This is a genomic window from Jeotgalibacillus sp. ET6 (genome assembly GCF_029667115.1).
Taxonomy (GTDB): Bacteria; Bacillota; Bacilli; order Bacillales; family Jeotgalibacillaceae; genus Jeotgalibacillus.
The window spans coordinates 65,192-91,683 of sequence record NZ_JARUIU010000003.1 but is presented as its reverse complement, the minus strand read 5'-3'; the positions used below and the strand labels follow the sequence as shown (position 1 = coordinate 91,683).

Sequence of the window (26,492 nt, the reverse complement as noted above, 5' to 3'; positions counted from 1 at the left end):
AGATTTCGTTGAAAAAATGGATCGGCATTGCAGGGGTTTTATGTATGTTGTTGGCGGGGTGCTCAAATCCACCGGGTGGTGATGAGGGAGAAGGAGTAGACAAAGAAAATCCATCCGGTGATCTATCTCCTTTAAGCAAAAAAACAACAGTCGTCATCGCTGAGGACGGAGCTGCATCAGGAGCGGGTTTTTATATTGCAAATGAAAAGGGATACTTTGACGACTACAATATCGAAATCGAGTTTGCCACATTTGCCAATAGTGATGATATGCTGCCGGCTCTTGCATCCGGAGAAGTGGACATTGCCGGCGGTATTTCTTCTGCATCATTCTTTAACGCGATAGCGCAAGGAATTGATGTAAAAATCGTGGCAGACAAAGGTCATAATGTAGAAGGAAAATCATACTTCACCTTTGTCATCGGTGCAGATAAACAGGAGGAAATTAAGGATTACAGCGATCTGAAAGGGAAGAAGGTTGCGGTTTCTTCTCAAAACGCATTAGATGAATACATTTATTTTGATATGCTTGAGCACGCCGGTTTAGCTAAGGACGAAGTTGAATTTGTTCTGATGCCGGACTTTGGGAATATGCTTGCGGCTATTGAAAACGGATCGATCGATGCAGCTCTGCAAATTGAGCCCCTTATTACGCAGGGAATTGCAAATGGAATTCACGTACGTTTAGGTGATGCAACGGACTTTGCACCAGAAGCACAAATCGCCATGGTGTTGGGATCTCCGGATTTCATAGGCAAAGAAAAAGATGTTTCTCTCCGCTTTATGGCTGCTTATTTAAAGGGAGTAAGGGATTATAACGATGCCTTTACCAAAGGTCAGGATAAGGATGAAATTATAAACATTATGACGCAGTACACTGCGCTGAAGGATGCAGCGGTCTGGGAGGATGTATTTGTTACGGGTCTTGATCCTGATGGGAAAATGTTTATTGATAATATTCGTGAGCAGTATGAACTGTACAAAGATAATGGCGCCATTCAGGGAGAAATCGATTTTGATGAGGCGATCGATACGAAATTAACCGAAGAAGTTGTAGAAATTTTGGGGGAATATAACTAAAAGAAGGGCCCGGGACAAATGTGTCTCGGGCTTTTTGACGGGTTTCACTGCGCTTCAGACGGAGGCTTGACGTCATATCCTGCAGGGAATCGCCCAACATACTCCCCGCATATCTAACTTATAATTCAACCTGATTGTGCTGCTAAACGTTAAGCGGGTTGAGTTGGGGGGTACTGTTGAAGAAAGGGAGGAATAAATATGGCGTTTGATTATGATCTTGATTTCGATAAAATTGATTTCCGTGAGCAGCCTGAATTGTATAGGGTTGGGCGAGGAGAGCAGGGTGTATTGATGGTGGAGCCCTATAAGGGTGAGATTTTACCGCACTGGCGATTTAAAACTCCTGATATAGCGAAGGAATCCTCTGAAAAAATTTATGAAATGTTTCTTGAGTATAAAGAAAAAAATGACTTTGTGGGGATGGATATGGCCAGAAAATTTATTCAGATGGGCTATACCCGTGCGAGACGCTACGCCAACTATAAAGGTGGCAGCAAATATGATAAAGATGGGGAAATAAAAGACCGTCAAATAAATGATGAAAAAGCAGAATCAGCAGCGATTTTTGAAAAGAAGTGGATTATCGTGAGGGAAGATGAAGAATATTTAAAAGCAAAAAAAGACCATCAGAAAAAATATGGATAACGGGAAGCTTGCAGAGGGCTGCAGGCTTTTTTTATTAGGTAATATGACTTATATTTCTTGTATATGGTATAATAAAAGCATTATTCATATTAGGAGAAATGAGTGTTTTATCACATAAAAGAGTTTGATTACACCTATTTTGGAGGATGGGACATGAGGCAGGATAATGTGGAAGTCCAAAAAAAGCAGACGGAGCTTCAGGCAGAAGAAATGCTTGAGATTATGTTTGATTTTGCTGCAAAAATTGCACATGAAAATAACTTAAATAAGCTCCATTTGCTGATGGCGGATCTGGGAAAAAAATTGATACAGGCTGACCGCTGCACACTCTGGCTGCTGGATGAGGAGAAGAATTTGCTTTGGGCAAAAGTGTCTCATGGGCTGGCCAGAATTGAAGTGCCGGCTGATTCCGGCCTTGTTGGGTATGCCCTTTCCACTGGTGAACCGGTCGTTGTGGATCATGCGTATCAAGATCCCCGGTTTAATGCTGACATAGACAAAGAATCAGGCTATGTAACAAAGTCAGTTCTTTGCATTCCGATCCGTAATGATGAAGGACATCTCATTGGTGTCTATCAGGCGATTAACAAGCTGACAGAGCAAGGGAGATTTACAGAAAAAGACGTGAAGCATTTATCACTTGCTGCCTCCTATACAGGCCAGTCCATTGAAAAAGCGATGCTGCATGTGGAAATGATTGAAACGCAAAAGGAAATAATTTTTACAATGGGTGAAATAAGCGAAAACCGATCTCAGGAAACCGGCCAGCATGTGAAGCGGGTAGCAAAATATTCCCGATTACTTGCTTCTCTTTGCGGCTTAAGCGAAGAAGAATGCAATATTATTGAACTTGCTTCCCCCATGCATGATATAGGCAAGGTTTCAATCCCGGATGAGATTTTAAAAAAGCCCGGAAAATTAACTCAGGAAGAATTTGAAAAAATGAAAACCCATGCAAGCATCGGGTATGGCATTTTTAAAGGGTCAAAACGGACGATTTTAAAAGCTGCGGCTACAATCGCCCAGCAGCACCATGAACGTTGGGATGGCAAAGGCTACCCAAGTGGATTGAGCGGAGAAAACATTCATTTATATGGGAGAATAACAGCTTTAGCAGATGTCTTTGACGCACTTGGTACTGCCCGTGTCTACAAAGAAGAATGGTCTATGGAGGCGATTATTCAGTTAATAAAAGAAGAACGCGGCAAGCATTTTGATCCTGCGCTGGTGGACCTTTTCCTGAGAAATCTGGATACGTTTCTTAAAATAAAAAGCGCTTACCAGGACGGACATGCATAGTTAATCAGGAAGGGGAGAATCCTTTGTTAAAAGACAGGATTTATGTTTTTGAAAAAACATACGCACTGCCTCGTAAAAAGGTGTGGGAGCTTTTATCCAATACAGAGCATTTAAACCGCGTTTCCGGTCTTTTTTCCGTACATTTTTCACCTGCACAATTTCTTGATGATGCTATGTTCCGCTGGGCAGAGGCTAAGACGTTCGGAATTATTCCGCTAAAATGGAAGGAGTTCCCTTTCGAATGGGTGAAGGAAGAAATCTATTCAATAGAAAGAGTATATGTAAAAGGGCCGATTAAACGGCTGCTGTGGAGCATTGAATGTGCAGATCATCCAGTAGACGATGGAACAATGGGCACGAAAGTGATCGGCATAGCCAAATTTACTCCGGCGTCTCTTGCGGGGTATGCAGCTATTCCGATTGCAGGTGTACCTCCCGTCAGAAAGATTATGAACTATGTTGATTTATACCTTGCCACTCCTAAAAATAGCACGGCAGAACAGCTGCCCCAGATGACCAAATCCTTTCAGGTTGACCAGGATCGTCTTTTCCGCATTTGCGAAGAACTGGCGGAAGAAGGATTCAATATCCATCTGGTTGAACGTTTAAAAGATCATTTGCTTTTATACGGGGATGATGAGGTATTGCAGATGAAGCCATATGCCCTGGCTGAAAAATGGAACGAGGACCGAGAGCAGGTTCTGGCCTTATGTCTTCATGCCACTAAAAAAGGACTTCTTATCCAGTCATGGAGCTTAATGTGTCCAAACTGCCGGGTGCCGAAAGTGACCGTTTCCACTTTATCAAGTGTCACCAGTCAGGTTCACTGCGACCTTTGCGGGATCGACTTTAAAACAAACTTTGATCAATATATTGAAATGCGTTTTTCCGTTCATCCGGCTGTGCGAAAGGCTGCTGACCAAACCTACTGTATGGGAGGCCCTATGACCTCTCCTCATATTACTGCGCAGCATCGAATTAAACCGTCCGACCAGAAGAAGATACGAATTCCCCCATTTCAAAAAGAGATGAGGCTGAGGGTGCTGAAGCATAATCATATTGTTTATCATAGAGAGGATTGCGGTTCTTCAGTGGTATTTGGTCCAGGCGGGTGGGACAAAAATTGTATTGATTTTCCTGATCAAGGCGGGTTCCTTGAAATTAGGAACAGTACTGAAAAAGAAATTACCATTGTGTTTGAGGAAACCGTTTGGGATGAGCAGGCGGCCACAGCCCAAATGGTCACTTCCCAGCAGCTTTTCCGGGATCTTTTTTCAAAAGAAGTGCTTTCCCCTGATCAGCAGATTGGCATTGAATCCTTAACCGTATTATTCAGCGATCTTCAGGGCTCTACCTCACTGTATCAGAACATTGGGGACGCCATGGCGTATCGGCAGGTGGATGAGCATTTTGCTTATTTAAAGCAGCATATATCAAAAAACAGAGGGGCCGTCATTAAGACCATAGGCGATTCTGTTATGGCGGTCTTTAATCGATCAGACGATGCCCTTTCTGCTGCGCTTGCAATACAGGCAGGGATCAGGACCTATAACAAAGAAAAGAATACTTCTTTATCCATCAAGCTTGGATTGTTTACAGGGCCCACTATCGCAGTAAATGCTAACGATCTCCTGGACTATTTTGGTCACACGGTCAATCTTGCCGCGCGAATTCAGCAGCAGAGTGAAGGAAACGATATCGTAATAAGCCGGAATGCATGGAAGCTGCTTTCACCATTTGTTTCTCCTTTTCGGTACGAATCTTCTCAGGTGAATACCCAACTAAACGGGATAGAAGAGGAAATCACTCTTATTCAATTGAAAAATATTACGTATGCTGGAGATGCTAAAGCGAGGCAGCTGCAGGCGGCAGGCAGGAAGTAAGCGTAAGGGGTACACAAAGTACTTTAATGAAACCGTCCTCTTATAACATAAATTTAAGGGATCATCGCATACTAAGAAAGATACGAGAGTATCCTGTTTTTTATCCTGTATATGAGGTGAGTCGATGAGCACACAAGATCAATTAGATCCGCAATCTCAGAAATTCCACCACAATTGGACACGGCCAAAGCATGCGTCCTCGCAAGTGAATGGTCAGACAGAAATGTCCCAGCACGATATTAAACTGCGGAGAGTTCCGAGATCCGGACGCCGGTAAGAAGCAAGACCCGGGAAATTTTCCGGGTCTTGCTTTTTTATTCTTGTATGAAGCAAATGAATGAAAAAACAATTCTGCGAATAGGCTGGGACGTATCAAATAAATTTTAGAAACATAAGGCAGTAGAAAGGATTAATTAGAGGTGAGCGGAGCGGAGGATGCCCTGAGATATATTTTTGTTCCGGGCACTTTTTTAAATTTTAGACTCGCGTATTTAAAACATAGGCTGTATTTAAAGTTCAATGTTGTTTTTAATGGCTTCTTTCACTAACATCCTTTAGCGAAAAATCAATATTAGTTCGTTACAATCCCATCATCAAATGGAATATATTGATAGTGTGTTACTCCAAAATTTCTATACGTAATTCTTAACGAACTTATATCATTCTTTAGATTAATAACATTTAATTCTACACGTAATACCAGATGAAAATCTTCGTCAACTTGAAAAGATTTAACTTCAACTAATTCATTAAGTAACCGTTCTTTGATTGTCGTTTCTTCATCAAGCACTCCAATACTTTCAGAGCTTGAAATAAAAGGATGGATACGAATTTCATCATCCTCTTTAGTCACAATAGTTCCATCGCTTTTTACAAATTCTACCTTTTCAATAATGGGATTTCCCATACCTTCCCATCTGAAATGATAATCAAAATAATGGGCATTGCCGTCTTCAAAACGTTCCCTTCCTAACGTTGAATGACTCAATTTTGTAAATTCACCATTATGGCTTATATAGTTAAATACACCCCAAAAACCTATAATAAGAACCAAAAAAACAAGCAATACAACTATGTTTTTCTTCATAACTCTCTCCTCTTTGTTTCACTAAACTGTTCCGTTAATTTAATCAGAACATAATTATCTCGTGAACTTAGACAACCTATTTTTATCCTTTATTTCGACAATCAGGATTAAATTACCTTTATTAGCATAACCAAAATAGTAGATTAAAAGAATGCTATTGACAGAAAACAGTTTACCCCCTAAACTAAATAAGGAGATTAGTTTAGGGGGTAAACTAGATGGATAAACGACTGATTGAAGCAGTCGAATTATTTGAAGATGTGATGGTGCACGGGACTGAACGTGTTTTAAAATCAGTGGATTCACCTGTTTGGCAGGAGTATTCCCGTGAACAATTGCAGTTGATGAAAATGATCAGCAAAAACGGGGCTATGCCTGCGGGTAAGCTCGCCTCTTTACAGGGGGTACATAAAAGTGCTGTGTCAAGCCGAATCAAAAAACTCGAGGAAAAAGAACTGATTCACATTATAAAATCCTCAGAGGATCAGCGGACCAAACTGATTAAGCTGACGGAAAAGGGTGAAAAGGTTTTGCGGCAATCGGATCAGGCTGTTTATGAGTATGTGGAAAAGCTTTTTTCCGATCAGGTAACCGACGAAGAGCTTAACCAATTTGTCGTAACCTTTAAAAAAATCAGGGAAATTTTAAAATGGGAAGGTGTTTAATTCGTGAATCAGATTATTAAGTGGAGATGGCCAATCGCCATTGGTTTAGTCGTTGTAACGGTCTTATTATTTTTAATTTCACCTAATCTTACACAGCAGGCTGAGGAAGCGGGAACGTTTCAGCTGCCGGAAAATGCTGATTCTCAGCGCGCTGCTGAAATCCTGGAAAATGCCGGAGCAGGGCAGGATACGATTTCGCTTGTTTTTCCTTTAGATGAAGAATTAAATGAGGCTTCAAAGGAAGAAATCGGCGCGATTGTGGAGGAGCTTGAGCAACTCGGGGCTCCCGTAACGGATATTCTTGATCCTTTTGAAAGTGAGGAAATTGAAGACCAGCTTGTGTCGGAAAATCAGCAGACAGTTTTAGTTCCTGTTACGGTTGAAGGCACAAATGAAGAGATTATAGAACTTGTTGAAAGCATCCGATCAGACATCATTGGGGAAGAAACTACAGCGTACCTTACAGGAGAAGCTGTGATCAATAATGATGTAAATCTGAGTGCGCAGGAAGGGCTTGAGCGGACGGAAATTATCACTGTAGTGTTAATTTTTGCTTTGCTTCTTGCGGTATTCCGTTCTGTTGTGACGCCATTTATTCCACTGGTGGCAGTAGGGCTTACGTATTTGATCAGTCAATCCATCGTATCGTTTTTTATTGACTGGTTTGGCTTTCCGGTTTCCAACTATACTCAGATCTTCCTGGTAGCTATTTTGTTTGGGATCGGGACAGATTACTGCATTCTGCTTTTAAGCCGGTATAAAGAGGAGCTGTCAGCTGGGCAGCCGGTTGAAACAGCGATTGTAAATACGTATAAAACAGCGGGAAGAACGCTGCTGATCAGCGGACTTGCAGTGTTTATCGGCTTCTTTGCGATTGGCTTTGCAGATTTCCCGATATTCAAATCAGCTGTAGCGGTTTCTGTTGGAATTGCCGTGCTGCTGCTTGTTTTATTTACGATTGTTCCATTCTTTATGGCCGTACTGAAAGAAAAACTGTTCTGGCCGTCTAAAAAATCTGTTTCCCATAATGACAGTAAATTATGGACACGGCTGAGCGGATTGTCCGTTAACCGGCCGTTAATTTCCATGGCGGTCGTTGCGATTATTACCATCCCGCTGCTGTTCACCTATGACGATGATTTATCGTACAATACCGTGGATGAAATCGGCAGTGATTATGAGTCTGTTAAAGGGTTGAATGCGATTGAGGACGGCTTTGGAGCCGGGGATTCCCTTCCTGCTCAGGTGATTATTTCAAGTGATGAAGATATTATTTCAGAAGGTACTGTTCCTTATATTGAGTTAATCAGTGAAGAGATTTCTCAGGTAGAGGGTGTCGATTCTGTTCGTGCCATTACCCGGCCGACAGGAGAAGTCATTGAGGATTTCTATATTGACCGCCAGCTTGCACAGCTGACTGAAGGGCTCGATGAAGCACAAAACGGTCTTGGTGAAGTGCAGAGCGGGTTAACTGAAGTCGAAGCAGGCCTGAACGAAATAACTGGTCAGATTCCTTCAGGTGAATCTCAGGAAGGCGCTGGAGGACTTGGAGAAGCTGCTGGGGGTCTTGGGCAAATTAATGAACAGCTCGGTCTTGTTTCTCAAGGATTGCAGCAGTCTCAAAACATTCCGCAAACGGTTGAACAAATCGCTGCCATTCAGCAGCAGCTTGGAGCCGTTCAGGAAGGAATCAGCGGTGCAGCGGGACAAATTGAAGCACAAAGCGGGCAGGCAGCAGGACTTGGGGAAGGATTATCCCAGCTTGCTGAAGGTGTAAGTGCTTCAAATGAAGGTCTCACACAAATTTCTGAAGGACTTGAGAGTGCTGTCACGATTATGGAGGAAATGAGTGAAAGTGAAGCTGTCCGTGACACGGCCGTCTTTATTCCTCAAGGAACACTTGAAAGTGAAGATTTTGTTCAGGTGCTTGACCGATACGCGATAGGGGAAGAAACCGGCACAAAATTGGAAGTGATTTTAGAAGACAATCCTTATTCTCCGCAGTCCATTGAAACAGTGGAGAGAATAAAAACAACAGTGGATCGGGTTGTAGTAGACACCCCATTTGAAGATGCAGAAATTGCTTATGGAGGCATTTCAAGTATTAACAGTGACCTGGACGTTATTTCCTCCAATGACTTTACTCAGACGGTTACGATTATGCTGATCAGCTTATTTATTGTGCTGGCCATCTTATTCCGGTCATTTATAATGCCGCTGTATATGATCGGCTCGCTTCTGTTAACCTACTTTACTTCAATTGCATTTGCAGAACTAATCTTTGTGAATGTATTTGATTTTGACGGCATCAGCTGGGCAGTTCCATTTTTCGGATTTGTGATGCTTGTGGCGTTAGGCGTAGATTATTCCATCTTCCTGCTTGACCGATTTAGAGAAGAAGCACTTGGCGGGTTAAGCGTCCGGGAAGCAATGAAGGTGTCCATGGCAAAAATGGGAACGGTTATTATTACCGCTGCCATTATACTCGCAGGAACATTCGGAGCGATGATGCCTTCAGGCGTGTTAAGCCTTGTGCAAATTGCGACCATTGTAATTACAGGCCTATTGCTTTACGGATTAATTGTTCTGCCGCTGCTTATACCAGCAATTACCGTTTCCTTTGATAACGGTGTCTGGTGGCCGTTTAAAAAGAAAAAATAACCACTGAGGTTAGGTTTAAGAAGGTAGAAAATATGCAGGCTGGGACATAACTGGGGAAAAGTACTAAAATGAGGAAAAATTTATATATTAGTATGAGGTGAGTGTAGCGGAAGGTGGCGACTCCCTGCAGGATATGACGGTAAGCTTAGCCTTTACAGGGAAACGCCCTGAAAAGGCTTAAGCCCCTGTCCCTGCGGAAGCATCCGCCTGAAGCGCAGTGAACCGGTCGCAGAGCCTGAGACACTTTTGTCCCAGGCTCATTTTTAATGTCTATGCCAATTCATCCTCGTGCTTCTTTCTTCCTGAATTCAGCTGGTAAGGATTTGAAAAAATGAATTTCGGGTAAATGAATGGAAAGGGAAAGTTTCTTTAAAACCCCATTTTATCTGGAAGGATGAAATCTATGTCAACTACACATCGATTAGAAGCGAAAAACGATTTTCTGCATGGAACATTTTCAAAGGACTATGAACCAATCATGTCCATTCAATCGGGAGATTCCATTGAACTAAACACGATCGGACTGGAATGGGGCTACACTTACGAAGATGGCAAAGAAGAGAAATTTCTATCACGTGAAAATGAAGATGGGCTGGGGCATCCGCTTATTGGTCCGATCAGGATCGAAGGAGCTCAGCCCGGCATGATGCTGGAAATCAAAATAAATGATATTATCCCAAGCTGGTATGGCTGGAATGTAGCAGGCGGGGCAAATGTCTGGCATAACTCCATTGTCGGTTTAACTGAAACGCCTCAGCTTCGCGTTGACTGGGAATTGAACCGGGACACCATGACCGGAAAAGCAAAAATTGGAGACCGGTCTTTTTCTGTTCCTCTTGCCCCGTTTATGGGGATTATGGCAAATGCTCCTGCCGATGAAGGTGCACATTCCACTATTCCTCCGAGAAATTGCGGAGGCAATATTGACTGCAAAGAATTGGTGAAGGGGAGTACGCTTTACTTGCCGGTTGAAGTGGAAGGGGCTTTGTTTTCAGTGGGGGACGGTCATGCAGCACAGGGAGACGGAGAAGTTTCCGGAACCGCGATTGAATGTCCAATGGATAAAGTAGATTTGACGTTTACGCTGCACGACCAGCCCACTTTGACCATGCCGCATGCGCATACACCTTCAGGATGGGTGGCATTCGGCTTTGATGATGACCTGAACAAGGCGACTGCCATTGCGCTCGAAGGAATTCTGCAAATTATGCAGGAGAAATACAGCCTTGAAAAAACAGAAGCGATGGCTTTAGCAAGTGTGACCGTGGATTTAAGAATCACGCAAATCGTAAATGGAGTAAAAGGAGTTCACGCTGTCCTGCCACATAAGGTACTGAAAGAAGTCTAACAAATGGAAGCATGAATGCTTGCAGCATAAGCGCAGTGAATCGTTCGAAGAGGTAGAGACATAACTAAAAGAAGTTTAAAAATGATACAGTATTTATTAATAGTATGAGGTGAGCGGAGCGGAAGGTGGCGACTCCTGCAGGATATGACGGCAAGCTGAGACTTTTCAGGGCAAGGCCCTGGGAAGGCTCAGCGCCGTCCCTGCGGAAAGTGGCCGCCAGAAGCGCAGTGAACCGGTCAAAGCGCCTGAGACAAATGTGTCTCAGGCGCTTTGTTCTTTGCATAATATTTATAAATTTCCCTGAAAACAACTTGAAAGCATTCGAAATGAACCTTTCCCTTTTAAAAAAGCTTCCTTTCCAGCTTGTTTCACACTACAAATTTTTTCACTAAATCATTCAATGAATGAGCCATCTTTTGCAGCTCATGGTTTTGCTCCTGAAGCATTTCAACGGTTGCATTTTGCTGCTGGGAAGAAGCAGAGATTTCCTGAATGGTTGCGACACCTTCTTCAGAAATAGCAGCAATTTCATGTATGGATTTAATCGACTCAGTGGAAGCGGTATTTACTTCTTCCACACTGTTTACAATGGTGTCCACTTTTGAAGTAAGCTCGTTGACAGCCTGAAAAATTTGATCAAAAAGTTCTCCGCTGGTCGTGACTAGCTCCACTCCATTGCTTATTTCTTCATTATCTTTATTGTTTGATTGAAGCATGGTTGAACATTGATCCGTGATTTCTCTTAGGATCGCTGTAATCGTTGATACCGTTTCCTCAGTCTGTCCGGAAAGCTTTTGTACTTCCTGAGCTACGACCGAAAAGCCTTTCCCTGCTTCTCCTGCTCTCGCTGCTTCTATTGAGGCATTCAGTGACAAAAGATTGGTTTGATCTGCTACATCTTTAATCAGTTTAATATCTTCATTGATTTGGCTGATCTTTTCTCCTAAAAGCGTAATGCGGCCGGAGCTGACATGTCCATTTTCCTGAATTCGGTTGATTTGTGTTGAAATTTCTTTTAGTTGAGTAGAACCTTTTTCAGCAATCTTGCCTGTTTCTTTTGTGAAATGTTCAATTTGCTGCGTTTGATGAGTAACATCTCCGATTTTATCTGCCATAACAGAAAAGCCTTGTGAAATATTATCGATGTGCTGTGTACGGGTTTCAGATGCTTTGGCTTCTTCGCCTGTGCCGACCGCGATTTGTGAGGAGGCTTCAGACAATTCGTCAAATGCCTGGACCAATGTTTCACTCGTTTGATTGATTTGGCTTGAGTTTGTTTTTACGCTTCCGATGATCTGAACCAGGCTGGTGCGCATATCTTCAAAGCCAGCTGCAAGAGTCCCAATTTCATCTTGACGTTTGACGTTAATTTCCTCTGATAAATCCCCGTTGCTGATCTTCTTCAAGGAAGAGAGCAGGGATTGGATCGGCTTGTTGATCTGTCTGCCCATAAAGAAAGCGATCAGACTGCCAATGAGCAGGGAAACGGCAAGTAAAATCAATTGAAACACCAAGATTAATCCCTGCAGATCGTGGACAAAGGTTGTATCCATATCAATCCCAACCACTGCATCCGTTCCGGCCAGTGGAATAAAATATGATTTATGTACGCCCCATTCATCCTCATAAATCGAGGTTAAGACGGTTTCCTGAGAGGTGTAAGCCTGTTCCTGCTCCGGTGTAAAAGGGGACTCGATCATTGATTCCTCACTGCCATTCAGTGCAACGATGTAGTCTGTTCCTTCCTGCTTGGTCAGAACATACACATACTCAATCCCTTCTTTGCCTGAAATAAAGGAATTCAAGGACTCTGTCAGTTCGCCGCCAGCTTCTTCCGGATTTTGGATGGCATCTGAAATGAGTGCTTCGTCAAGGTCATCTGCCAAATACTGCCCGTTAATTTGAAGAATCTGATCAAATTGAGGCAGGACATGGTCATCCACAATATAATTTGTAAGATAATGAACAAAACCGAATACCAGCATACCAAGAAAAATAAACGGTACGATAAAGCTGAGAAATAATTGAGTGCGAAGTGATTTTTTTGGGTTAAGCTTTTTCATATGACAGGCTCCTTAGACGGCAGTAATTGTATATATTGAGACAAATCAAGAGAGAGCAAGTGATGAATTTCGTTCATATCCATGGATTTAAAGAATATAACCGCAAATGTCCGATCATCTGATGCGGTGATTTCACGGTATTCGAGAATATGTGAAAACTCTTTTTTGAGCCCTTCGTGATTGATTGAATGCACGAGCGATTTGCTGATGTCTGATGGCAGCTCGGCACAGAAAAATCCATATACAGCGTCATCTTTCCCGGTTAAAATTTCTGACCATTGCGGTTCCATATCTTCAAAATAGTACTCAGCACCCTTAATTCCAAATGCGTGATCACTAACATCGGTCGTTCCTGCTCCTGCAAAACGCAATGGATTTAATTCGATCGGAACAATTCCATTTTTACTGTTCCTTACTTCTAAATGAAAAGGATAGTTTACGATATTTAACTGCTTATTTAACTCTGTTAAATAGTCTGTAATCGCCTGCTTCATTTCTCGCATAATAGGAGCGGAAGTATAATAAATCCGGTCTGAAGTGTCATGCTCGTCTGCGAACATACGCTTTAAAATATTGAGAATGACCGGCTTGCCGTCGTGATTAATATAGCAATCTACTGCGTATTCATCTCCGTCGATCCACTGTTCAACGATAATTTCTTCCCCGTCCAGCACTGAATTGGAATACATGCTTTTTGACAGCAGCAAATCTGCATACAATCCCTTTACTGCAGCACCCCATTCTGACTCACGGTGAACAATGTATACACCTACGCTTGAATAGCCCTTATTTGGTTTGATCACAACCGGATAAGGGATGTTGCTTTTATCCTTCGCAAGAAGCTCTTCCATCGTCAGTAAAGCAAAATAGTAGCCGGGATTAACGGCTGATGCGAACTCCCGAAAAGCTGCTTTGTTTTTCATTAGCTTGGATGTGAGCGTAAAAGAGTGCCCTGGATGCTGTTTTTCCAAAATGGAAAGACAGCTTTCTGAGTTAGTGAGCACTTTTCCATTGGAAGGAAGTGCGAGTTTCCGCGTATCACCGCTGTAGTAGATTGGAATACTATGGTTGATTGCTGTTTGGATTAATAAAGGAGAAACAATCTGTCTATCTAAAATGAGCAAAAATTCAGCACCTCCGAATCGTAGTACTTATTTCATCGGCGGAGAGATTAAATAGTTAATATGAACTACAAAAGTACATTAATTCAGAAGATTATAAATATAAGTATTATTGAATGTGAAATGAATGGACTTGAAATGTTTAGTTGTAATCAGAAAGGAAATGAAAAGTAATAGAACTACTAATTGATAGGAGGAAATGAAAATGGGACATGAACAACTTAGTGAATTACTTCAAGCCGTACACGACTGTGCAGCAGCCTGCAACTATTGTTTTGATGCGTGTTTAAATGAAGATGATGTGAAGATGGTGAGTGAATGCATCCGGTTGGACAGAGAGTGTGCTGACATATGTGCCTTTATGGAACAGGCAATTTCCAGAAATTCTCCGTTTACCGCTCAGCTTGCCGCTTTATGCTCAGAAATTTGTGAAGCCTGCGGAAACGAATGCCAAAAGCATGCAGATCACCACGATCATTGCCGTCAATGTGCTGAAGCCTGCTTCAGATGCGCAGAAGCCTGCAGGAAAGCAGCATAAAAATCACAGACTGGGAGCTGCCGGAAAAGATTTGCAATGGTTTCCCGGCAGCTCCTGTTAATTTGCAATTAAAAAGAACACTTCCCTTTAATGGATATCCGTTTTGCGTACATGCAGGACGGATTTTTTTAAGAGCACAAAAAAGGATAGTTTTTACTTTAACTTTGTGAAAATTTAGAATTGAACAGGAAAGAAGGAGGGAATTATTGTTATGATGAATCATATAGAATAGTTCAGCTGAAAAAAGGGGGATGTTGGGCATGTCAGGGAAAGTGGTCGGTTTTGAATTAAACAGTCAGCAGCCTGAGAAATTAAAGGACTTTTATTCAACTGTCTTTGGCTGGCAGATGGAAAGCAGTTATTGGGACTACACGCCAGTGCATACAGGCAATAAGGACGACAGGGGGATTGGTGGAGGAATCGCGAAGGGTCCGGAGGAATATCCCCATGGCACAAGAATACAAATTCAAGTAGACTCTATTGATTTTACACTAAAAGAAGCAAAACGCCGGGGAGCACGCGATATGACAGAAAAAATGGAATTTGATGATTTTTGGCTCGCATATTTTACAGATCCTGAAGGGCTGGGCATCGGTTTAATTGAACAAAAGAAATAACGGAACACTAAAAAGACGGGAGGAAAAAAAGCGTGGAAATCTCGAAAGTGGAAATCTATACGGGTGATCTGAAGAAATTGAAAGCGTTCTATTTAGAAACACTTGGATTTTCCGTAATAGAGCAGGATAGGGAAAGATTTTCTGTGAGGGCGGGAACGAGCGAGCTAATGTTCATACAGAAAAGTGGAAATCCTTTTTATCATTTTGCTTTTAATATTCCTGCTCGTTATTTTCACCCTGCGAAGGAGTGGATTCGTTCAAAGGTGGAGCTGAATAAGGAAAATGGAGAAGACGAAGTATATTTCAGAGCGTTTGATGCTGATTCTTTTTATTTTGAAGATCCATGCGGAAACATTATCGAGTTTATTGGCCGCAGCGGGAACAAAAGTGAGACTGTAAACTCTTTTTCGGCAGACCAGCTTCTGAATATCAGCGAAATCAACCTCACAACGCATCAGGTCTTAAAGGCAGCGGAAGAGTTAAAAAAAGAAGGGATTCTAGGAGAAGAGAAAACGATTCATCCGCAGGAGCTGAATTTTGTAGGAGAAGGAGAAGCATTTATTTTACTCGGGCCGCCTGAACGCACATGGTATTTCTCCACACATCAGGCAGAGATTCACCCGGTAGCCATAGAGGTCAATCAAATGAAAAGAGTAGAGCTTGACAGTTCCGGGGATATTTTAATCAAAAATATAAATGGTTACTAACCAGCCTCCGTCACATATTATGAAATATCATCGCAGTTCAGGAGAGGGTGGTTGCTTTGTTAATTGGACACGTGAAGGAAATTACCCGCTATCCGGTAAAATCATTTCAGGGAGAAAGTGTGAACAAAACTCAAGTCATGGATTATGGTTTATATGGAGATCGAAGCCACGCATTTAAAGATGAATCAAGAGAAGATAAGTTTTTGACCATTACTCAATGCCGGCAAATGGCTCAATATAAAGCAGCATTTTCAGGTGCAGAATCCTTAGATGCTTTTCCTCCGCTTACTATTACTCAGCCGGATGGTGAAATAAAGCAATGGGGAGACCCTGTAATTCAGAAGGATCTTGAAGCTTTATCCGGCCGTCCGCTGAGTCTTGTACGCTATTCTCCCGGCCATGTTCCATTAGGAGCGATTGAAGAAGCACACTTGCTTATGATCACGAGCTCATCGCTGAATGAGCTTTCAAAGGTCAGGGGAGGGAATGTGGACGGCAGAAGGTTTCGTCCCAACCTCGTGATTGAGTTGCTGCAGGACCAGCCATACAGTGAAGAAAATTGGCTGGGAAAAACGCTTGTGATAGGCAAACAGGTGGAGATCCACGTAACGTCGACCTGTACGAGATGTATGATCATCACGGTTCATCCTGATAGCGCTGAAAAAGATCCCTCCTTATTAGCTGCCGTAGCAAAAGAAAGAAATAACCAGTTTGGGGTTTATGCATCCGTGATTCAAAGCGGCGAAATCCGCATGGGTGATGAAATCCGCCTGAAAGAATAGGAAGTGAAACAGTCTATGAATAAAGATCAAGATTTGTCATTTGATAAAAAAGTCACCACCATCCGGCAGCTTGAAGCCATTATAGGCGAACCAGGCAAGCTCGCTAAAAACAAGGTGATACCAGCTATTGACCGGCATTGCCGTACCTTTATTTCAAAGTCTCCCTTTTTAGTCATGTCCACATCGGATGAAAAAGGGAGATGTGACGCTTCTCCACGGGGGGATTTCCCTGGATTTGTGCATGTTTTAAATGAAAAAACGCTCATCATTCCAGAACGGCCGGGAAATAAACGGGTTGATTCTATGAGAAATCTCCTGATCAATCCAGGTATCGGCCTCCTCTTTTTTATTCCGGGTCTGGGAGAAACGCTTCGGGTTAACGGGAAAGCCCAGCTCATTCAGGATGAAGAAATCCTTTCCCAATTGGCTTTCAAAGGAAAAGAGCCGCTCCTGGCGATTGCTGTGGAAGTGGAAGAATGCTTTATTCATTGTGCAAAGGCGTTCAGGCGCTCTGGGCTATGGGATCCGGATAGCTGGCCAGCCGGGCAGGAGCTTCCATCGGCTGCGAAAATGATAATCGAGCACGCAAAGATAGAGGATCACACAACGGAACAAATGAAACAAAGGTTAGAAGATGGCTATTTAAACCGGCTTTATTAAAAGGCGCATCGTATGAAAGGTGAGCATCCATGTATACCGTTCGCAGTTTGAAAAAAGAAGAGTTTCCTTTTTTAAGAGAGATGCTCTATGAATCTATTTATATTTCCCCTAACAAACCCCCGGTAGATGAGCTTTTAGAAAAAGAGGGAATCAAAAAGTATATTGAAAACTGGGGAAGGCAGGGAGACGCAGTACTTCTGGCAGTGGACGAGCAGAATAGGCCCGCTGGAGCCATCTGGCACCGAGTGTTTTCAAAAGAGGATCCGGGGTATGGCTTCGTTGATGAAAGCATACCTGAAATCGGAATGGCAGTAATAAAGCAGGCCAGAGGAAAGGGGGCAGGCAGAGCTCTGTTAGATACCATGATCCTGTCAGCCCAAAAGCAAGGCTATAGGGGACTGTCATTAAGTGTGGATCCCGAAAATGAACCGGCTGTGAAACTCTACGAAAAAGCAGGATTTGTTAAGCAGGGAGTAAGCGGGACATCCGTTACAATGGTGAGAAAGTTGAAGATACAATAATTCCATGAGTCATCTTTCTATGTTTTGAAAGAATAATAGAATAGGAAACTGCAAATACAAACAGAAAAACATCAGAGGAGGACGTAAAATGCTAAACATAGCACTAGTAAGCAGATGGCATGTACATGCAGACGATTACGCAAAAGAAGCGATGGAAAACCCTATGATCAAGGTACAGGCTGTATGGGATGAAGATCAGGCACGCGGTGAAAAATGGGCAGAGGAACTGAATGTCCGTTTTGAAAAGGATCTGGATGCGCTTTTAGCAGATCAAACGATTCATGCTGTCATTGTGGACACACCAACGAGTGATCACGAAAGGATTATTACGAAAGCTGCCTCTTATGGCAAGCATATTTTCAGTGAGAAGGTGCTCGGACTCACTGTGGAGGAGTGCAGGAGAATCTTTGAAGCTGTTGATGAAGCGAATGTTTCACTCATGCTCTCTCTTCCCAGACTCACTGCAGGTTATTATTTACACGCTCAGGAGGTGCTGGATGAGGGGCTTCTCGGAAAACTAACGATGATTCGCTGCAGAACAGCACATAATGGAGCCGTTCCTTTTGATGGCAGTCCAAACGGCTGGCTTCCGGACCATTTTCTAAAGAAAGAGGGCACAGGAGGAGGAGCGCTGATTGATTTAGGGGCACATCCTATTTATCTGACAAACCGGCTTGCAGGTGAAGTGAAAAATGTCAGTGCCAGATATAGTCATCTTTTCAACGACGAAGTGGATGATCAGGCAGTGGTGCTGGCTGAGTATGCAAGCGGAGCACTCGGTGTGATTGAAACAGGATTTATATCAGGCGGCTATTTTGCCCTTGAACTGCATGGAACAGAAGGGGTCTATCTTATACAGGATGAAGATGTGCGGTATAAAAGCAGCCTGGTTAATAATGGTGAATGGATCTCCTCTCCTTCTTTGCCTGCTGACCTGCCCAGCGCCATGCAGCAATGGGTAAATGAAATTCTTCACGGCATCCAGCCATCCATTACGAGAGAAGATATGATTCAGCTGACCCGGGTAAATGAACTTGCCAGTCAATCCAACCTGAAGCCAAGCAAAAGCTCTACATAACTAAAAATCAAATGATTTCTTAATAAAGTCATGGTCAGAATCATGGGCCAGCAGGGAAATGAACCGGTCAAAGATACTGGGACAGAAGTGTCTCAAGATCTTTGACCGGTTCGCTGTGCTTCAGGCCGAAGCTTTCCGCAGGGACGGTTGCTCGGTACGCAACCTTCAATTTGAAATTTTTTTACCTAATTTTTTTACAGCTGATCCAGTTATACGTTTTAGTATGTATTTGCAGGTGATGCCGAAGATGTTGTTTTCAGGCTTAAAACCAAAATGGCACTGAAGAGCAAACCGACGCCTAGCCACGAAAGCATTGAAAGTGACTCTCCTACAAGAAAAACGCCAAGAAGAGCAGCTGTCAGTGGTTCAGCAAGCGACAATGTAACAGCGGTGGAGGCTTGGATATTTCTTAAGCCGGCTGCAAAAAGCAAATAGGCAATTGCTGTAGCAAAAATACCGATGTATATACTGGATGCGAGACCGTTCAACTGAGTAATCCAGCTAAGGTCATACACGAGTAAAAGCGGTAGTAAAAGCAGCGCACTGAGAGTAAATACAAATGCCACGACGGTATCTGGCGAATGAGATAGAAGCAGCTGCTTACTTACAATGGTGTATCCAGCAAAAGAGGCTCCTGCCCCAAGAGCAAGTCCGATCCCTAACGGATCCACCTGAATAGAATCCGGATTGGCGAATAGTAAAACGCAGCCTCCAATGGCTAAGACGGTAGCGGCCCACCAGCTTCTTTGAGGAGTCCGCCTGTAAAACGTCCATTCCAGCAAACCTGCAATGACAGGAGCGCTTCCAATTGCAATGACAGTCCCTATTGCGATCCCGGTTATGCTCACGGCCGAAAAAAAGAAAGGCTGATAAAAAGCCATGCATACTGCGGCGAGAAAAACCGTTTTAAACGGCCAATTTCGTATCGTCCATTTTCCCTTCAATCGTACATAAACCAATAAAAACACCCCGCCGATGGCAAGGCGGATGGTGCCGAATACCACAGGGTGAGTGCCTTCGGGCGCGAATGACTGAGCAGTCCCTGTAGTCCCCCATAAAACAGCTGCAAGTAAAACGAGCACGGCAGAAAAATTTCCCTTCATCTTATCCCTCTTTGCTTTTTAGTCATCATAGTGATTTATTTTTCAGTCGAAAAAATTTAACTGAAAACCAGCCTTGAAGAACATGCTATCAATCTAGTAAGAATATTTTAACATTTAATTCTTCTTTACTAGTATGATTTAGGAAAAGAAGAGGGAGTGGCAGATTGCTGATGAAAACATTTTCTGACCGTCGACAGGAGCTTTTTGACTATTTTAAACAAGGAAAGCTGCAGGAATTTCATAGACTTTTGCTTCAAACAGGGCAGGACTTTCCTGAGCGGATGGAAAAAATCTGCTTATGGAGAGCGTGTGCCTTCGCCAGTCAGCATGAGTATGATGCAGCCATATCAGTCCTTCAGGAAGCACTTCAAACGGGGATCTGGTGGCATCCCCAAATGTTAAAACATGATAAGGATTTACTGCCCCTTCATGATAAAAAAGAATTTACCGAAATCATTTCACAGTGTACAAAGCTCTTTGAAGAACACACACAGGATGCAAAACCAAAGCTTTTTGTTTTCGGCAGCCAGAAAGCGGATACAAGTATTTTTCCGCTCCACTGGAGAGGGGGAAATGCGGAGGATTTTTCTTCATTTTAGCTGGATGAAAAGACGGAGGCAGAGTGCGTCTTTGGATTTCCCCAATCCTCTCAGGTGTTTGGTCTGCATGCCTACTGCTGGGATGATAAAGAAAGGGCTTCACGTGAAGTCACATCTGCTTACAAAGAATTTCAGGAAAAGTACACTGCGCAAAACAGGATCGTCGCGGGTGCGTCTCAAGGGGGCTCCCTGGCGCTGGAGCTGTGTTTAAAAGGGCGTCTGCCTGATGTTGATGGGTTTATCGCTGTAATTCCGGTAATTAGAGATGAAGACCTTGAACATTCCATGCTGCCTGAAGGACAAATTGAGGGTTTAAGAGGCTGCTTAATCACGGGGGACAAGGACCCTTTTTTAAAACAAACAGTCGAGTTGCAAAAAAAGCTTGAGGAACAGGGCATTCCCTGCCAACTTGTGATTAAAAAAGGGATGGGTCATGCCCTTCCGGAGGATTTTGCGAAGGATGTGGCAGAGGCTGTTGCTTTCATTCAAAATAAAAAAAAGTTTGATGAACGATGAAGTAGATCATTAAATTCCAGGGAGTTGAGCGTAAGTGTTTGAAACACGAAGATGCAGATTAATAGAGGTTCGTATACCAGATGCTGAAGAAATAAAAGCATTGTACAGCAATCAGGAAGTGAGAAAATATCTTGGCGGAGTGCGCGAGGCAGATTCCGTTCAGGAAGAAATAAACAAAATGGTTCTTTTACGTAAACCCATTTTCTGCTGGGTGGTAAGAGAGAAACGTACAGACCGGTTTATGGGGACCCTCTCCCTCGATCCGCACCACGATGGACATGATTTTGAACTTTCCTATCAGTTTTTGCCTGAGTGGTGGGGGAAAGGGTTCGCCAAAGAGACGGTTTTGTTCGCAATAAACTATGCCTTTACTGAATTAAAGCTGAAAAAAATTGTAGCTGAAACACAAACGGCCAATGTATCCTCCTGCAAATTGCTGGAGAAATCAGGTATGAAGCTTGAAAAGATAGTAACCAGGTTTGGAGCAGAGCAAGCGCTTTATTCGATCGAAGCCGGTTGATGTGATGAAATAACGCAGCAGGGGGCAGCCTTTCGCTTGTATATCCGCAGCACAGATAACATTTAAAAGCGCATGCAGCTCTGAACGCAATTGGACCAGGAAGGCGTGCCGGGTGTTAATCCTAAAAGTGTGCAGCGGCTCCTGCATCCCTGAAATTTCGGATCACCTGGATTATAAAAAGGAAAAGCCTGAGCATAAAGCGGAATAAAGGATTGATACTGCTGACTTACGGGATCAAATTGACCGTATGGATTTACTGGCTGCATCCACGGTGCATATGGGTAGGGGAAGGGTGAAGGCATATACCAATTGGACGGGTTTTGCACATGTAAAACCTCCATGGAATCACTTTTTACTAGTGTATGCATTCAAAATGGAAGGGGAGACTTCTGCGTTATAAAGGGTAGAAATACGAACTATATTGAAGAAAACAAGCTAATTATGAGTCAGTCACATTTAAAACGACCGGTTCACCTCCACGTTTGTGGGAAATGTCCCGCAGTGGAAATGAACCGGTCTAATGCTTTAACCTGTAAAACTAGTATCCCTTATTAAAATCAACCAGATTTATAGAGGGCTTTCGGTCCTGCAAGTAGTCTTTAAGGTTTGGTATAAAGATATCTTCTATTACACGCTGGTTATAATATTCTGTCGCGCCTGAAGTGTGCGGTGTGATAATGACCTGATCCATTTCCCACAGGGGATTGTTTTCTTCAAGGGGCTCCTGCTCAAACACATCCAGGCCTGCACCTGCTATTTTATTTTCCTGCAGGGCTTTAATGAGCGCCTTTTCATTCACTGTTTCGCCTCTTCCGATATTTATAAAAAAGGCAGATTCCTTCATTGATTCAAACTGTTCAGTACTAAAAAACCCTGTTGTTTCTTTTGTAAGCGGCAATGTGTTGACGACGTAGTCACACTCGGGCAGAGCACTGGTCAATTCAGTCATGGGGATCATGGTATCAAAATATTCTTCTTCTTTCCCGCTTCTTCTAAATCCAATGACTTTCATACCGAATGCTTTAGCAATCTTTGCTGTTTCTTTCCCGATTGCTCCGGCGCCAAGCAGTCCCAGCGTTTTCCCGTGCATTTCAAGACCGAGTCCCGCATGGTGCCAGGTTTTGGATTGCTGTTGTTTAACATACGTGTGGATGAGGCGTGTTAAACCAAGCATCATGGCAAAAATCGTTTCCGAAATTGGGTTCGCATGCACTCCGTTTGCGCTCGTTACAAGCTGATTGCGTTTTTCAAACGCTTCCAGGGATAAGTTATCCACTCCGGCGCTCCAGGATTGCAGCCACTTAAGACTGGAATCCTCCGTTAGAAGCTCATCCATTTCTTTTTTCCAGCCGGCGATGATCTCAGCCTCCTGAAGATGCAGTTTCCAGCTTGATGAATCCTTGCCGGTAATAATGTTCCAGTCAGGCAAAAGAGTATGTACTTGTTCCTCAAGATTGGATGATAGGTTTTGGGTAATAATCAATGTTCGTTTAGACATAACCATTTCCTCCTTTAGGCAGCTGTTTTCATTTTATCAAATACTCCGATTTGATGAGGAGGACCTGATCTTTAGGTATATTCCCTGTTCCTGTTAAAATAAGCGGACCGATCCATGTACCTTTGAAGCAAATAGAGGAAAACCAGTTATCAAAAGCGAATGATTGGTATGGAGATACTCTGAATGGTTTCAAGTTTTAGAATCGAAATAAACATGCTCTATTGACCACTGATCTTCGGATATTTGTAGATGTCCAAAAGAAAATTGCTTTTGCTTTCGTTTATCCGTCGGCGAACCGGGATTGAATAAAACAGTGCCATTCACCTTTTTCTTAACGGGAATATGAGAGTGGCCGAAAATGAGGAGATCGGGGTTCGCATCTTTAAATTGATCCATTGCCCGCTGTTCTGTTGTTTTCCCTTTTCCATCTCCGTGAGTGACGCCTATCGTCAAGCTGCCAAAGGTTAGCCTTATCACCTTTTCAAATCGCTCGTGAAGCGGCGGTTCATCCACATTGCCTGTCACTCCGTAAAGTGGGGCGAATTTATTTAATTCATCGGCTATTGCAGCAGTTTGCCAATCACCGGCATGAATGATTGCGTCTGCCTTCTGCAGATAAGATTCAAGAGAGGGCGGGAACGTTTTAGCCATTCTGGGCATATGCGTATCAGAAACGACAATGATATTCATTTTGTTCACTCCATTCACATTACATGTTAAACTATTGTATCAATAGAATTGAAACGACATAAAGGAGATCCGAATGTATGCACCTATTTCAGGGAGAATTAACACATCAGCCAACAGATACAGTTCAACCATTTACTGTAAGACAGCTTGAACAGGAAGATGAGAGACTATTTTTTGATTTGCAGAAAGAAATTTCGGAAGGCTTGGAAAACCCTGACATGCTGCAGCCGCTTACGAAGGATGAGCTTCTGTACATACTGTCTGAGGGCGGAATCATGCTGGGTGCATTTGTGAATGAACACTTAATCGGTGCAAGAGCACTGCTCTATCCTGGTGAAGACAGTGAAAATATAGGACATGACCTTGAATTGCCTTACTATGAGCGGATGAAGGTGGTTCATCAGGAGATCTCCTTAGTACATACAGATTACCGCGGCAACCATCTTCAGCAGACCTTGGCCAAAGTGCTCATGCAGCAATTAAAATATACGAACGACTTTTTTACTCATCTTTGCTGCACGGTTTCCCCTTTAAATGTTCCGTCAATAAAAGACAAATTTTCTCAGGGTCTTATGATTGTGCAGATGAAGGAGAAATATGAAGGAATTAGTCGATATATATTTTACAAACATCTGGTAAATGACTTTCCGGTCGATACATCGTCTTATATTTATATTAGACTGGATAAAACCAGCCGTCATAAGGATTTTCTCAAAAAAGGGTACGTAGGTATATGGCTGGATCAGACCGAACTGGGTGATTGGATTGTGTTTGCAAGACTGAAAGAGAAAAATTAAAAAGTTTATATTTTGGTAAAGCGGGGAACTACAAGATTAACACATTAAATTAATTTTATAGGAGGCTTTACCATGGCACAAACTCAACAATATAATACAACGAGCACAAACACAGAGGAAAAGAACAGCAAATTGCTTAAAGGTGTTTTAATTGGAGCGGTGATTGGTGGAGCAGTCACAATGCTTGATTCTACAACACGCAAATCTGTCGCTTCCGGAGGCAGGGGCGTAAAGGATTCAACTGTAGGCCTTGTCACCAAAGTAAAAGATAATCCTTCAGAGATTAAACATGATCTGCAGGATCGGTTAAAATCTGCTGCAAGCGTATTAAAAAATGCGATGAGTGATGCTCAGAGCTTATATGAACGAGTGAACGAGGATGTTCTTCCTCAAGTGGACGAAATCAGAGAAAGTGCTTCTGATATCGTCTCAACTGCGAAAGAAACAACCGAAGGCGTTAAAGATATTGGCAGCCAGGTAGCAGAAGCAGGCAGTGAAGTAACAGGAGACAGCAACGACAGCTTATCTTCTTCTTCAACTAATTCGGCTTCTTCTAACCAAAACCGCTCTGCCAACAGCCAGTCGGGTTCTGCTAACACTGGATCGTCAGCTGGCACAGGCACGGCTACATTAAATCCTAAAAGTGCAGATACGGTAGCTGCTTCTCCAAAAGGAGATATTCCTGGAAACCGCACAAGAAGAAAATAATACAAGAAGAAACCACCTGGCCAGCTGGCAGGTGGTTTTTTTATGGCGTATGGAGAAAAAATGACTTTTTTGCATTCATTTATACTCATCTGTATCCCCAAAATTCTTCTGCAATTACATAAGGTAGGAGATAATAGTGCCGCCAACTGCACCGCTTAAAACGATTACCCAAGGTGGCAGCTTCCAGAAAACGAGCATGCTGAACAAAATCGCTGCAAAAGCAAAGTCAACAGGTTCCACAATTGAGCTTGTCCAGATTGGGAAGTAAAAGGCTGATATTAAAATGCCCACTACTGCAGCATTCACACCTGTCAACGCTCCTTTAATAGAGGAATTCTGCCGCAGCTGATTCCAAAATGGAAGAGTGCCGAGAATCAATAAAAAGGCAGGAAGAAAAATAGCGAATGTTGCAAGCAGCCCTCCGGACCAGCCATCCATTACAGCGCCTAAGTAGGCTGCAAAAGTAAATAGAGGACCGGGTACTGCCTGCGCTGCACCGTATCCTGCAAGAAAATCTTCCTGGCTGATCCAGCCGGACGGGACAAATTCACGTTCGAGAAGGGGAAGAACAACATGGCCTCCGCCAAAAACAAGCGAGCCGGCCCGGTAAAAGCTGTCGAACATAGCCATCCAGCCCCATTGAGTGGCTTCTCTCAAGATCGGCAGAAGGAGAAGTAATCCGAAAAACAAGACAAGACAAGCAGCCCCAAACTTCTTTGAAATCGGGAAAGAAAATGACTTTTTTTCCTCAGCTGGCTGCCCTTTAAATAAAAGCCAGCCGATCAACCCGGCGAGTAGAATCACAAGGATTTGTGAATACGTTGTTTGCCAGAGAAGGGTGACTGTCAGTGCGAGCAGCGCGATCGCTTTGCGGTTTAAATCCGGTGTAAGATTTTTGGCCATTCCCAGAATGGCATGAGCAACAACAGCCACAGCCACTATTTTCAAGCCCTGCAGCCATCCTGCATTACTGGCATCAAAGCCCTGCACGGCCAGAGCAAATAAAATAAGGACCAGCACCGATGGGAGAGTAAATCCGATAAACGAAACAATGCCTCCAATTGTACCGGCACGGAGAACACCAATCCCGATTCCGACCTGACTGCTTGCTGGTCCAGGGAGAAATTGACACAAGGCCACAAGATCTGCGTACGTTTTTTCATCGATCCATTTTCTACGGCGGACATATTCCTCATGAAAATAGCCTAAATGGGCGACAGGTCCTCCAAACGACGTAAGACCGAGCCTGGTTGATATAAGTAAAAGTTGAATAAGTGTTTGAAAAGTTACTCGTTCTTTCATAATCG

27 protein-coding genes are annotated in these 26,492 nt (G+C 43.1%); 20 read left to right on the top strand and 7 right to left on the bottom strand.

The window, feature by feature from the left end; translation table 11 throughout:
* The first annotated feature begins 8 nt into the window (after nt 1-8).
* From P6709_RS09190 to P6709_RS09170, 5 genes are all read left to right on the top strand, one after another.
* Nucleotides 9-1,079: an ABC transporter substrate-binding protein gene (locus P6709_RS09190; RefSeq protein ID WP_278240623.1), complete on the top strand. Its 1,071-nt coding sequence runs from the start codon at nt 9-11 to the stop codon at nt 1,077-1,079.
* A 198-nt stretch (nt 1,080-1,277) separates the two neighbouring features.
* A complete protein-coding gene (locus P6709_RS09185; protein ID WP_278240622.1) occupies nt 1,278-1,724 on the top strand; it encodes a DUF4385 domain-containing protein in 447 nt (148 codons plus the stop codon).
* Between the two features lie 102 nt (nt 1,725-1,826).
* Nucleotides 1,827-3,023 (top strand): HD domain-containing phosphohydrolase, encoded by a 1,197-nt coding sequence (locus P6709_RS09180; protein ID WP_278240621.1) that lies wholly within the window; start codon nt 1,827-1,829, stop codon nt 3,021-3,023.
* 23 nt (nt 3,024-3,046) lie between these two features.
* Complete coding sequence (locus tag P6709_RS09175) at nt 3,047-4,906, top strand: adenylate/guanylate cyclase domain-containing protein (RefSeq protein WP_278240620.1); 1,860 nt, start codon at nt 3,047-3,049, stop codon at nt 4,904-4,906.
* A gap of 124 nt (nt 4,907-5,030) precedes the next feature.
* On the top strand, nt 5,031-5,183 hold the full coding sequence (locus P6709_RS09170; protein WP_278240619.1) for a YpzG family protein: 153 nt from the start codon (nt 5,031-5,033) through the stop codon (nt 5,181-5,183).
* Between the two features lie 294 nt (nt 5,184-5,477).
* On the opposite strand, the gene P6709_RS09165 is transcribed toward P6709_RS09170, so the two are convergent.
* Nucleotides 5,478-5,993 carry a hypothetical protein gene (locus P6709_RS09165; RefSeq protein ID WP_278240618.1) on the bottom strand — a complete coding sequence of 172 codons (516 nt, stop codon included), beginning with the start codon at nt 5,991-5,993 and terminating at the stop codon, nt 5,478-5,480.
* Between the two features lie 218 nt (nt 5,994-6,211).
* Between P6709_RS09165 and P6709_RS09160 the strand changes: the two genes are divergently transcribed.
* From P6709_RS09160 to P6709_RS09150, 3 genes are all read left to right on the top strand, one after another.
* Nucleotides 6,212-6,658: a MarR family winged helix-turn-helix transcriptional regulator gene (locus P6709_RS09160; protein WP_278240617.1), complete on the top strand. Its 447-nt coding sequence runs from the start codon at nt 6,212-6,214 to the stop codon at nt 6,656-6,658.
* Between the two features lie 3 nt (nt 6,659-6,661).
* A complete protein-coding gene (locus tag P6709_RS09155) occupies nt 6,662-9,319 on the top strand; it encodes an MMPL family transporter (protein WP_278240616.1) in 2,658 nt (885 codons plus the stop codon).
* 403 nt (nt 9,320-9,722) lie between these two features.
* The gene (locus P6709_RS09150; protein ID WP_278240615.1) at nt 9,723-10,667 is read left to right on the top strand and encodes an acetamidase/formamidase family protein; all 945 of its coding nucleotides are present in this window, start codon (nt 9,723-9,725) and stop codon (nt 10,665-10,667) included.
* Between the two features lie 368 nt (nt 10,668-11,035).
* Here P6709_RS09150 and P6709_RS09145 read toward each other — a convergent pair whose 3' ends face one another.
* Together P6709_RS09145 and P6709_RS09140 are read right to left on the bottom strand one after the other, a co-directional pair.
* A complete protein-coding gene (locus P6709_RS09145; RefSeq protein ID WP_278240614.1) occupies nt 11,036-12,730 on the bottom strand; it encodes a methyl-accepting chemotaxis protein in 1,695 nt (564 codons plus the stop codon).
* Nucleotides 12,727-13,854, bottom strand: coding sequence for an ATP-grasp domain-containing protein (locus tag P6709_RS09140; RefSeq protein ID WP_278240613.1), 1,128 nt, complete (start codon nt 13,852-13,854; stop codon nt 12,727-12,729). The genes P6709_RS09145 and P6709_RS09140 overlap by 4 nt, the downstream gene beginning before the upstream one ends.
* A 202-nt stretch (nt 13,855-14,056) precedes the next feature.
* Here P6709_RS09140 and P6709_RS09135 point away from each other — a divergent pair, with 202 nt between their 5' ends.
* The 7 genes from P6709_RS09135 to P6709_RS09105 all read left to right on the top strand — a co-directional run bounded on the left by P6709_RS09135 (nt 14,057) and on the right by P6709_RS09105 (nt 18,754).
* Complete coding sequence (locus tag P6709_RS09135; RefSeq protein WP_278240612.1) at nt 14,057-14,389, top strand: four-helix bundle copper-binding protein; 333 nt, start codon at nt 14,057-14,059, stop codon at nt 14,387-14,389.
* Nucleotides 14,390-14,649: 260 nt separating this feature from the next.
* Nucleotides 14,650-15,006 carry a VOC family protein gene (locus P6709_RS09130; RefSeq protein WP_278240611.1) on the top strand — a complete coding sequence of 119 codons (357 nt, stop codon included), beginning with the start codon at nt 14,650-14,652 and terminating at the stop codon, nt 15,004-15,006.
* A gap of 32 nt (nt 15,007-15,038) precedes the next feature.
* On the top strand, nt 15,039-15,713 hold the full coding sequence (locus P6709_RS09125; RefSeq protein ID WP_278240610.1) for a VOC family protein: 675 nt from the start codon (nt 15,039-15,041) through the stop codon (nt 15,711-15,713).
* Nucleotides 15,714-15,769: 56 nt separating this feature from the next.
* The gene (locus P6709_RS09120; protein ID WP_278240609.1) at nt 15,770-16,495 is read left to right on the top strand and encodes an MOSC domain-containing protein; all 726 of its coding nucleotides are present in this window, start codon (nt 15,770-15,772) and stop codon (nt 16,493-16,495) included.
* Between the two features lie 15 nt (nt 16,496-16,510).
* A complete protein-coding gene (locus P6709_RS09115; RefSeq protein ID WP_278240608.1) occupies nt 16,511-17,155 on the top strand; it encodes a pyridoxamine 5'-phosphate oxidase family protein in 645 nt (214 codons plus the stop codon).
* 29 nt (nt 17,156-17,184) lie between these two features.
* Nucleotides 17,185-17,676, top strand: coding sequence for a GNAT family N-acetyltransferase (locus P6709_RS09110; RefSeq protein WP_278240607.1), 492 nt, complete (start codon nt 17,185-17,187; stop codon nt 17,674-17,676).
* 88 nt (nt 17,677-17,764) lie between these two features.
* Nucleotides 17,765-18,754, top strand: a complete 990-nt coding sequence (locus P6709_RS09105) for a Gfo/Idh/MocA family protein (protein ID WP_278240606.1) — start codon at nt 17,765-17,767, stop codon at nt 18,752-18,754.
* Between the two features lie 218 nt (nt 18,755-18,972).
* On the opposite strand, the gene P6709_RS09100 is transcribed toward P6709_RS09105, so the two are convergent.
* Entirely contained in the window at nt 18,973-19,857 is an 885-nt protein-coding gene (locus P6709_RS09100) for an EamA family transporter (RefSeq protein WP_278240605.1), read from the bottom strand.
* A gap of 170 nt (nt 19,858-20,027) precedes the next feature.
* Here P6709_RS09100 and P6709_RS09095 point away from each other — a divergent pair, with 170 nt between their 5' ends.
* From P6709_RS09095 to P6709_RS09085, 3 genes are read left to right on the top strand one after another with little or no spacing between them, the layout of a single operon-like run.
* Nucleotides 20,028-20,456, top strand: coding sequence for a TPR end-of-group domain-containing protein (locus P6709_RS09095; protein ID WP_278240604.1), 429 nt, complete (start codon nt 20,028-20,030; stop codon nt 20,454-20,456).
* A 54-nt stretch (nt 20,457-20,510) separates the two neighbouring features.
* Complete coding sequence (locus tag P6709_RS09090) at nt 20,511-20,972, top strand: alpha/beta hydrolase (RefSeq protein ID WP_278240603.1); 462 nt, start codon at nt 20,511-20,513, stop codon at nt 20,970-20,972.
* Nucleotides 20,973-21,006: 34 nt separating this feature from the next.
* Entirely contained in the window at nt 21,007-21,492 is a 486-nt protein-coding gene (locus P6709_RS09085; protein WP_278240602.1) for a GNAT family N-acetyltransferase, read from the top strand.
* Nucleotides 21,493-22,030: 538 nt separating this feature from the next.
* Here the strand turns inward: P6709_RS09085 and P6709_RS09080 are convergent.
* Nucleotides 22,031-22,990, bottom strand: a complete 960-nt coding sequence (locus P6709_RS09080) for a D-2-hydroxyacid dehydrogenase (protein ID WP_278240601.1) — start codon at nt 22,988-22,990, stop codon at nt 22,031-22,033.
* A gap of 189 nt (nt 22,991-23,179) precedes the next feature.
* Nucleotides 23,180-23,680 carry a metallophosphoesterase family protein gene (locus P6709_RS09075; RefSeq protein ID WP_278240600.1) on the bottom strand — a complete coding sequence of 167 codons (501 nt, stop codon included), beginning with the start codon at nt 23,678-23,680 and terminating at the stop codon, nt 23,180-23,182.
* A gap of 77 nt (nt 23,681-23,757) precedes the next feature.
* Here P6709_RS09075 and P6709_RS09070 point away from each other — a divergent pair, with 77 nt between their 5' ends.
* Together P6709_RS09070 and P6709_RS09065 are read left to right on the top strand one after the other, a co-directional pair.
* Nucleotides 23,758-24,477 (top strand): GNAT family N-acetyltransferase, encoded by a 720-nt coding sequence (locus P6709_RS09070; RefSeq protein WP_278240599.1) that lies wholly within the window; start codon nt 23,758-23,760, stop codon nt 24,475-24,477.
* A gap of 72 nt (nt 24,478-24,549) precedes the next feature.
* Nucleotides 24,550-25,185, top strand: a complete 636-nt coding sequence (locus tag P6709_RS09065) for a YtxH domain-containing protein (RefSeq protein WP_278240598.1) — start codon at nt 24,550-24,552, stop codon at nt 25,183-25,185.
* A gap of 114 nt (nt 25,186-25,299) precedes the next feature.
* Here P6709_RS09065 and P6709_RS09060 read toward each other — a convergent pair whose 3' ends face one another.
* A complete protein-coding gene (locus tag P6709_RS09060; protein WP_278240597.1) occupies nt 25,300-26,487 on the bottom strand; it encodes a chromate transporter in 1,188 nt (395 codons plus the stop codon).
* Nucleotides 26,488-26,492: the final 5 nt, after the last annotated feature.

Bases quoted from the DNA above. Each gene is read 5' to 3' on its own strand.
- P6709_RS09185 (WP_278240622.1), top strand. From the start codon at position 1,278: ATGGCGTTTGATTATGATCTTGATTTCGATAAAATTGATTTCCGTGAG.
- P6709_RS09170 (WP_278240619.1), top strand. From the start codon at position 5,031: ATGAGCACACAAGATCAATTAGATCCGCAATCTCAGAAATTCCACCAC.
- P6709_RS09165 (WP_278240618.1), bottom strand. From the start codon at position 5,993: ATGAAGAAAAACATAGTTGTATTGCTTGTTTTTTTGGTTCTTATTATA.
- P6709_RS09160 (WP_278240617.1), top strand. From the start codon at position 6,212: ATGGATAAACGACTGATTGAAGCAGTCGAATTATTTGAAGATGTGATG.
- P6709_RS09150 (WP_278240615.1), top strand. From the start codon at position 9,723: ATGTCAACTACACATCGATTAGAAGCGAAAAACGATTTTCTGCATGGA.
- P6709_RS09145 (WP_278240614.1), bottom strand. From the start codon at position 12,730: ATGAAAAAGCTTAACCCAAAAAAATCACTTCGCACTCAATTATTTCTC.
- P6709_RS09135 (WP_278240612.1), top strand. From the start codon at position 14,057: ATGGGACATGAACAACTTAGTGAATTACTTCAAGCCGTACACGACTGT.
- P6709_RS09130 (WP_278240611.1), top strand. From the start codon at position 14,650: ATGTCAGGGAAAGTGGTCGGTTTTGAATTAAACAGTCAGCAGCCTGAG.
- P6709_RS09115 (WP_278240608.1), top strand. From the start codon at position 16,511: ATGAATAAAGATCAAGATTTGTCATTTGATAAAAAAGTCACCACCATC.
- P6709_RS09110 (WP_278240607.1), top strand. From the start codon at position 17,185: ATGTATACCGTTCGCAGTTTGAAAAAAGAAGAGTTTCCTTTTTTAAGA.
- P6709_RS09105 (WP_278240606.1), top strand. From the start codon at position 17,765: ATGCTAAACATAGCACTAGTAAGCAGATGGCATGTACATGCAGACGAT.
- P6709_RS09100 (WP_278240605.1), bottom strand. From the start codon at position 19,857: ATGAAGGGAAATTTTTCTGCCGTGCTCGTTTTACTTGCAGCTGTTTTA.
- P6709_RS09095 (WP_278240604.1), top strand. From the start codon at position 20,028: ATGAAAACATTTTCTGACCGTCGACAGGAGCTTTTTGACTATTTTAAA.
- P6709_RS09080 (WP_278240601.1), bottom strand. From the start codon at position 22,990: ATGTCTAAACGAACATTGATTATTACCCAAAACCTATCATCCAATCTT.
- P6709_RS09075 (WP_278240600.1), bottom strand. From the start codon at position 23,680: ATGAATATCATTGTCGTTTCTGATACGCATATGCCCAGAATGGCTAAA.
- P6709_RS09070 (WP_278240599.1), top strand. From the start codon at position 23,758: ATGCACCTATTTCAGGGAGAATTAACACATCAGCCAACAGATACAGTT.
- P6709_RS09065 (WP_278240598.1), top strand. From the start codon at position 24,550: ATGGCACAAACTCAACAATATAATACAACGAGCACAAACACAGAGGAA.
- P6709_RS09060 (WP_278240597.1), bottom strand. From the start codon at position 26,487: ATGAAAGAACGAGTAACTTTTCAAACACTTATTCAACTTTTACTTATA.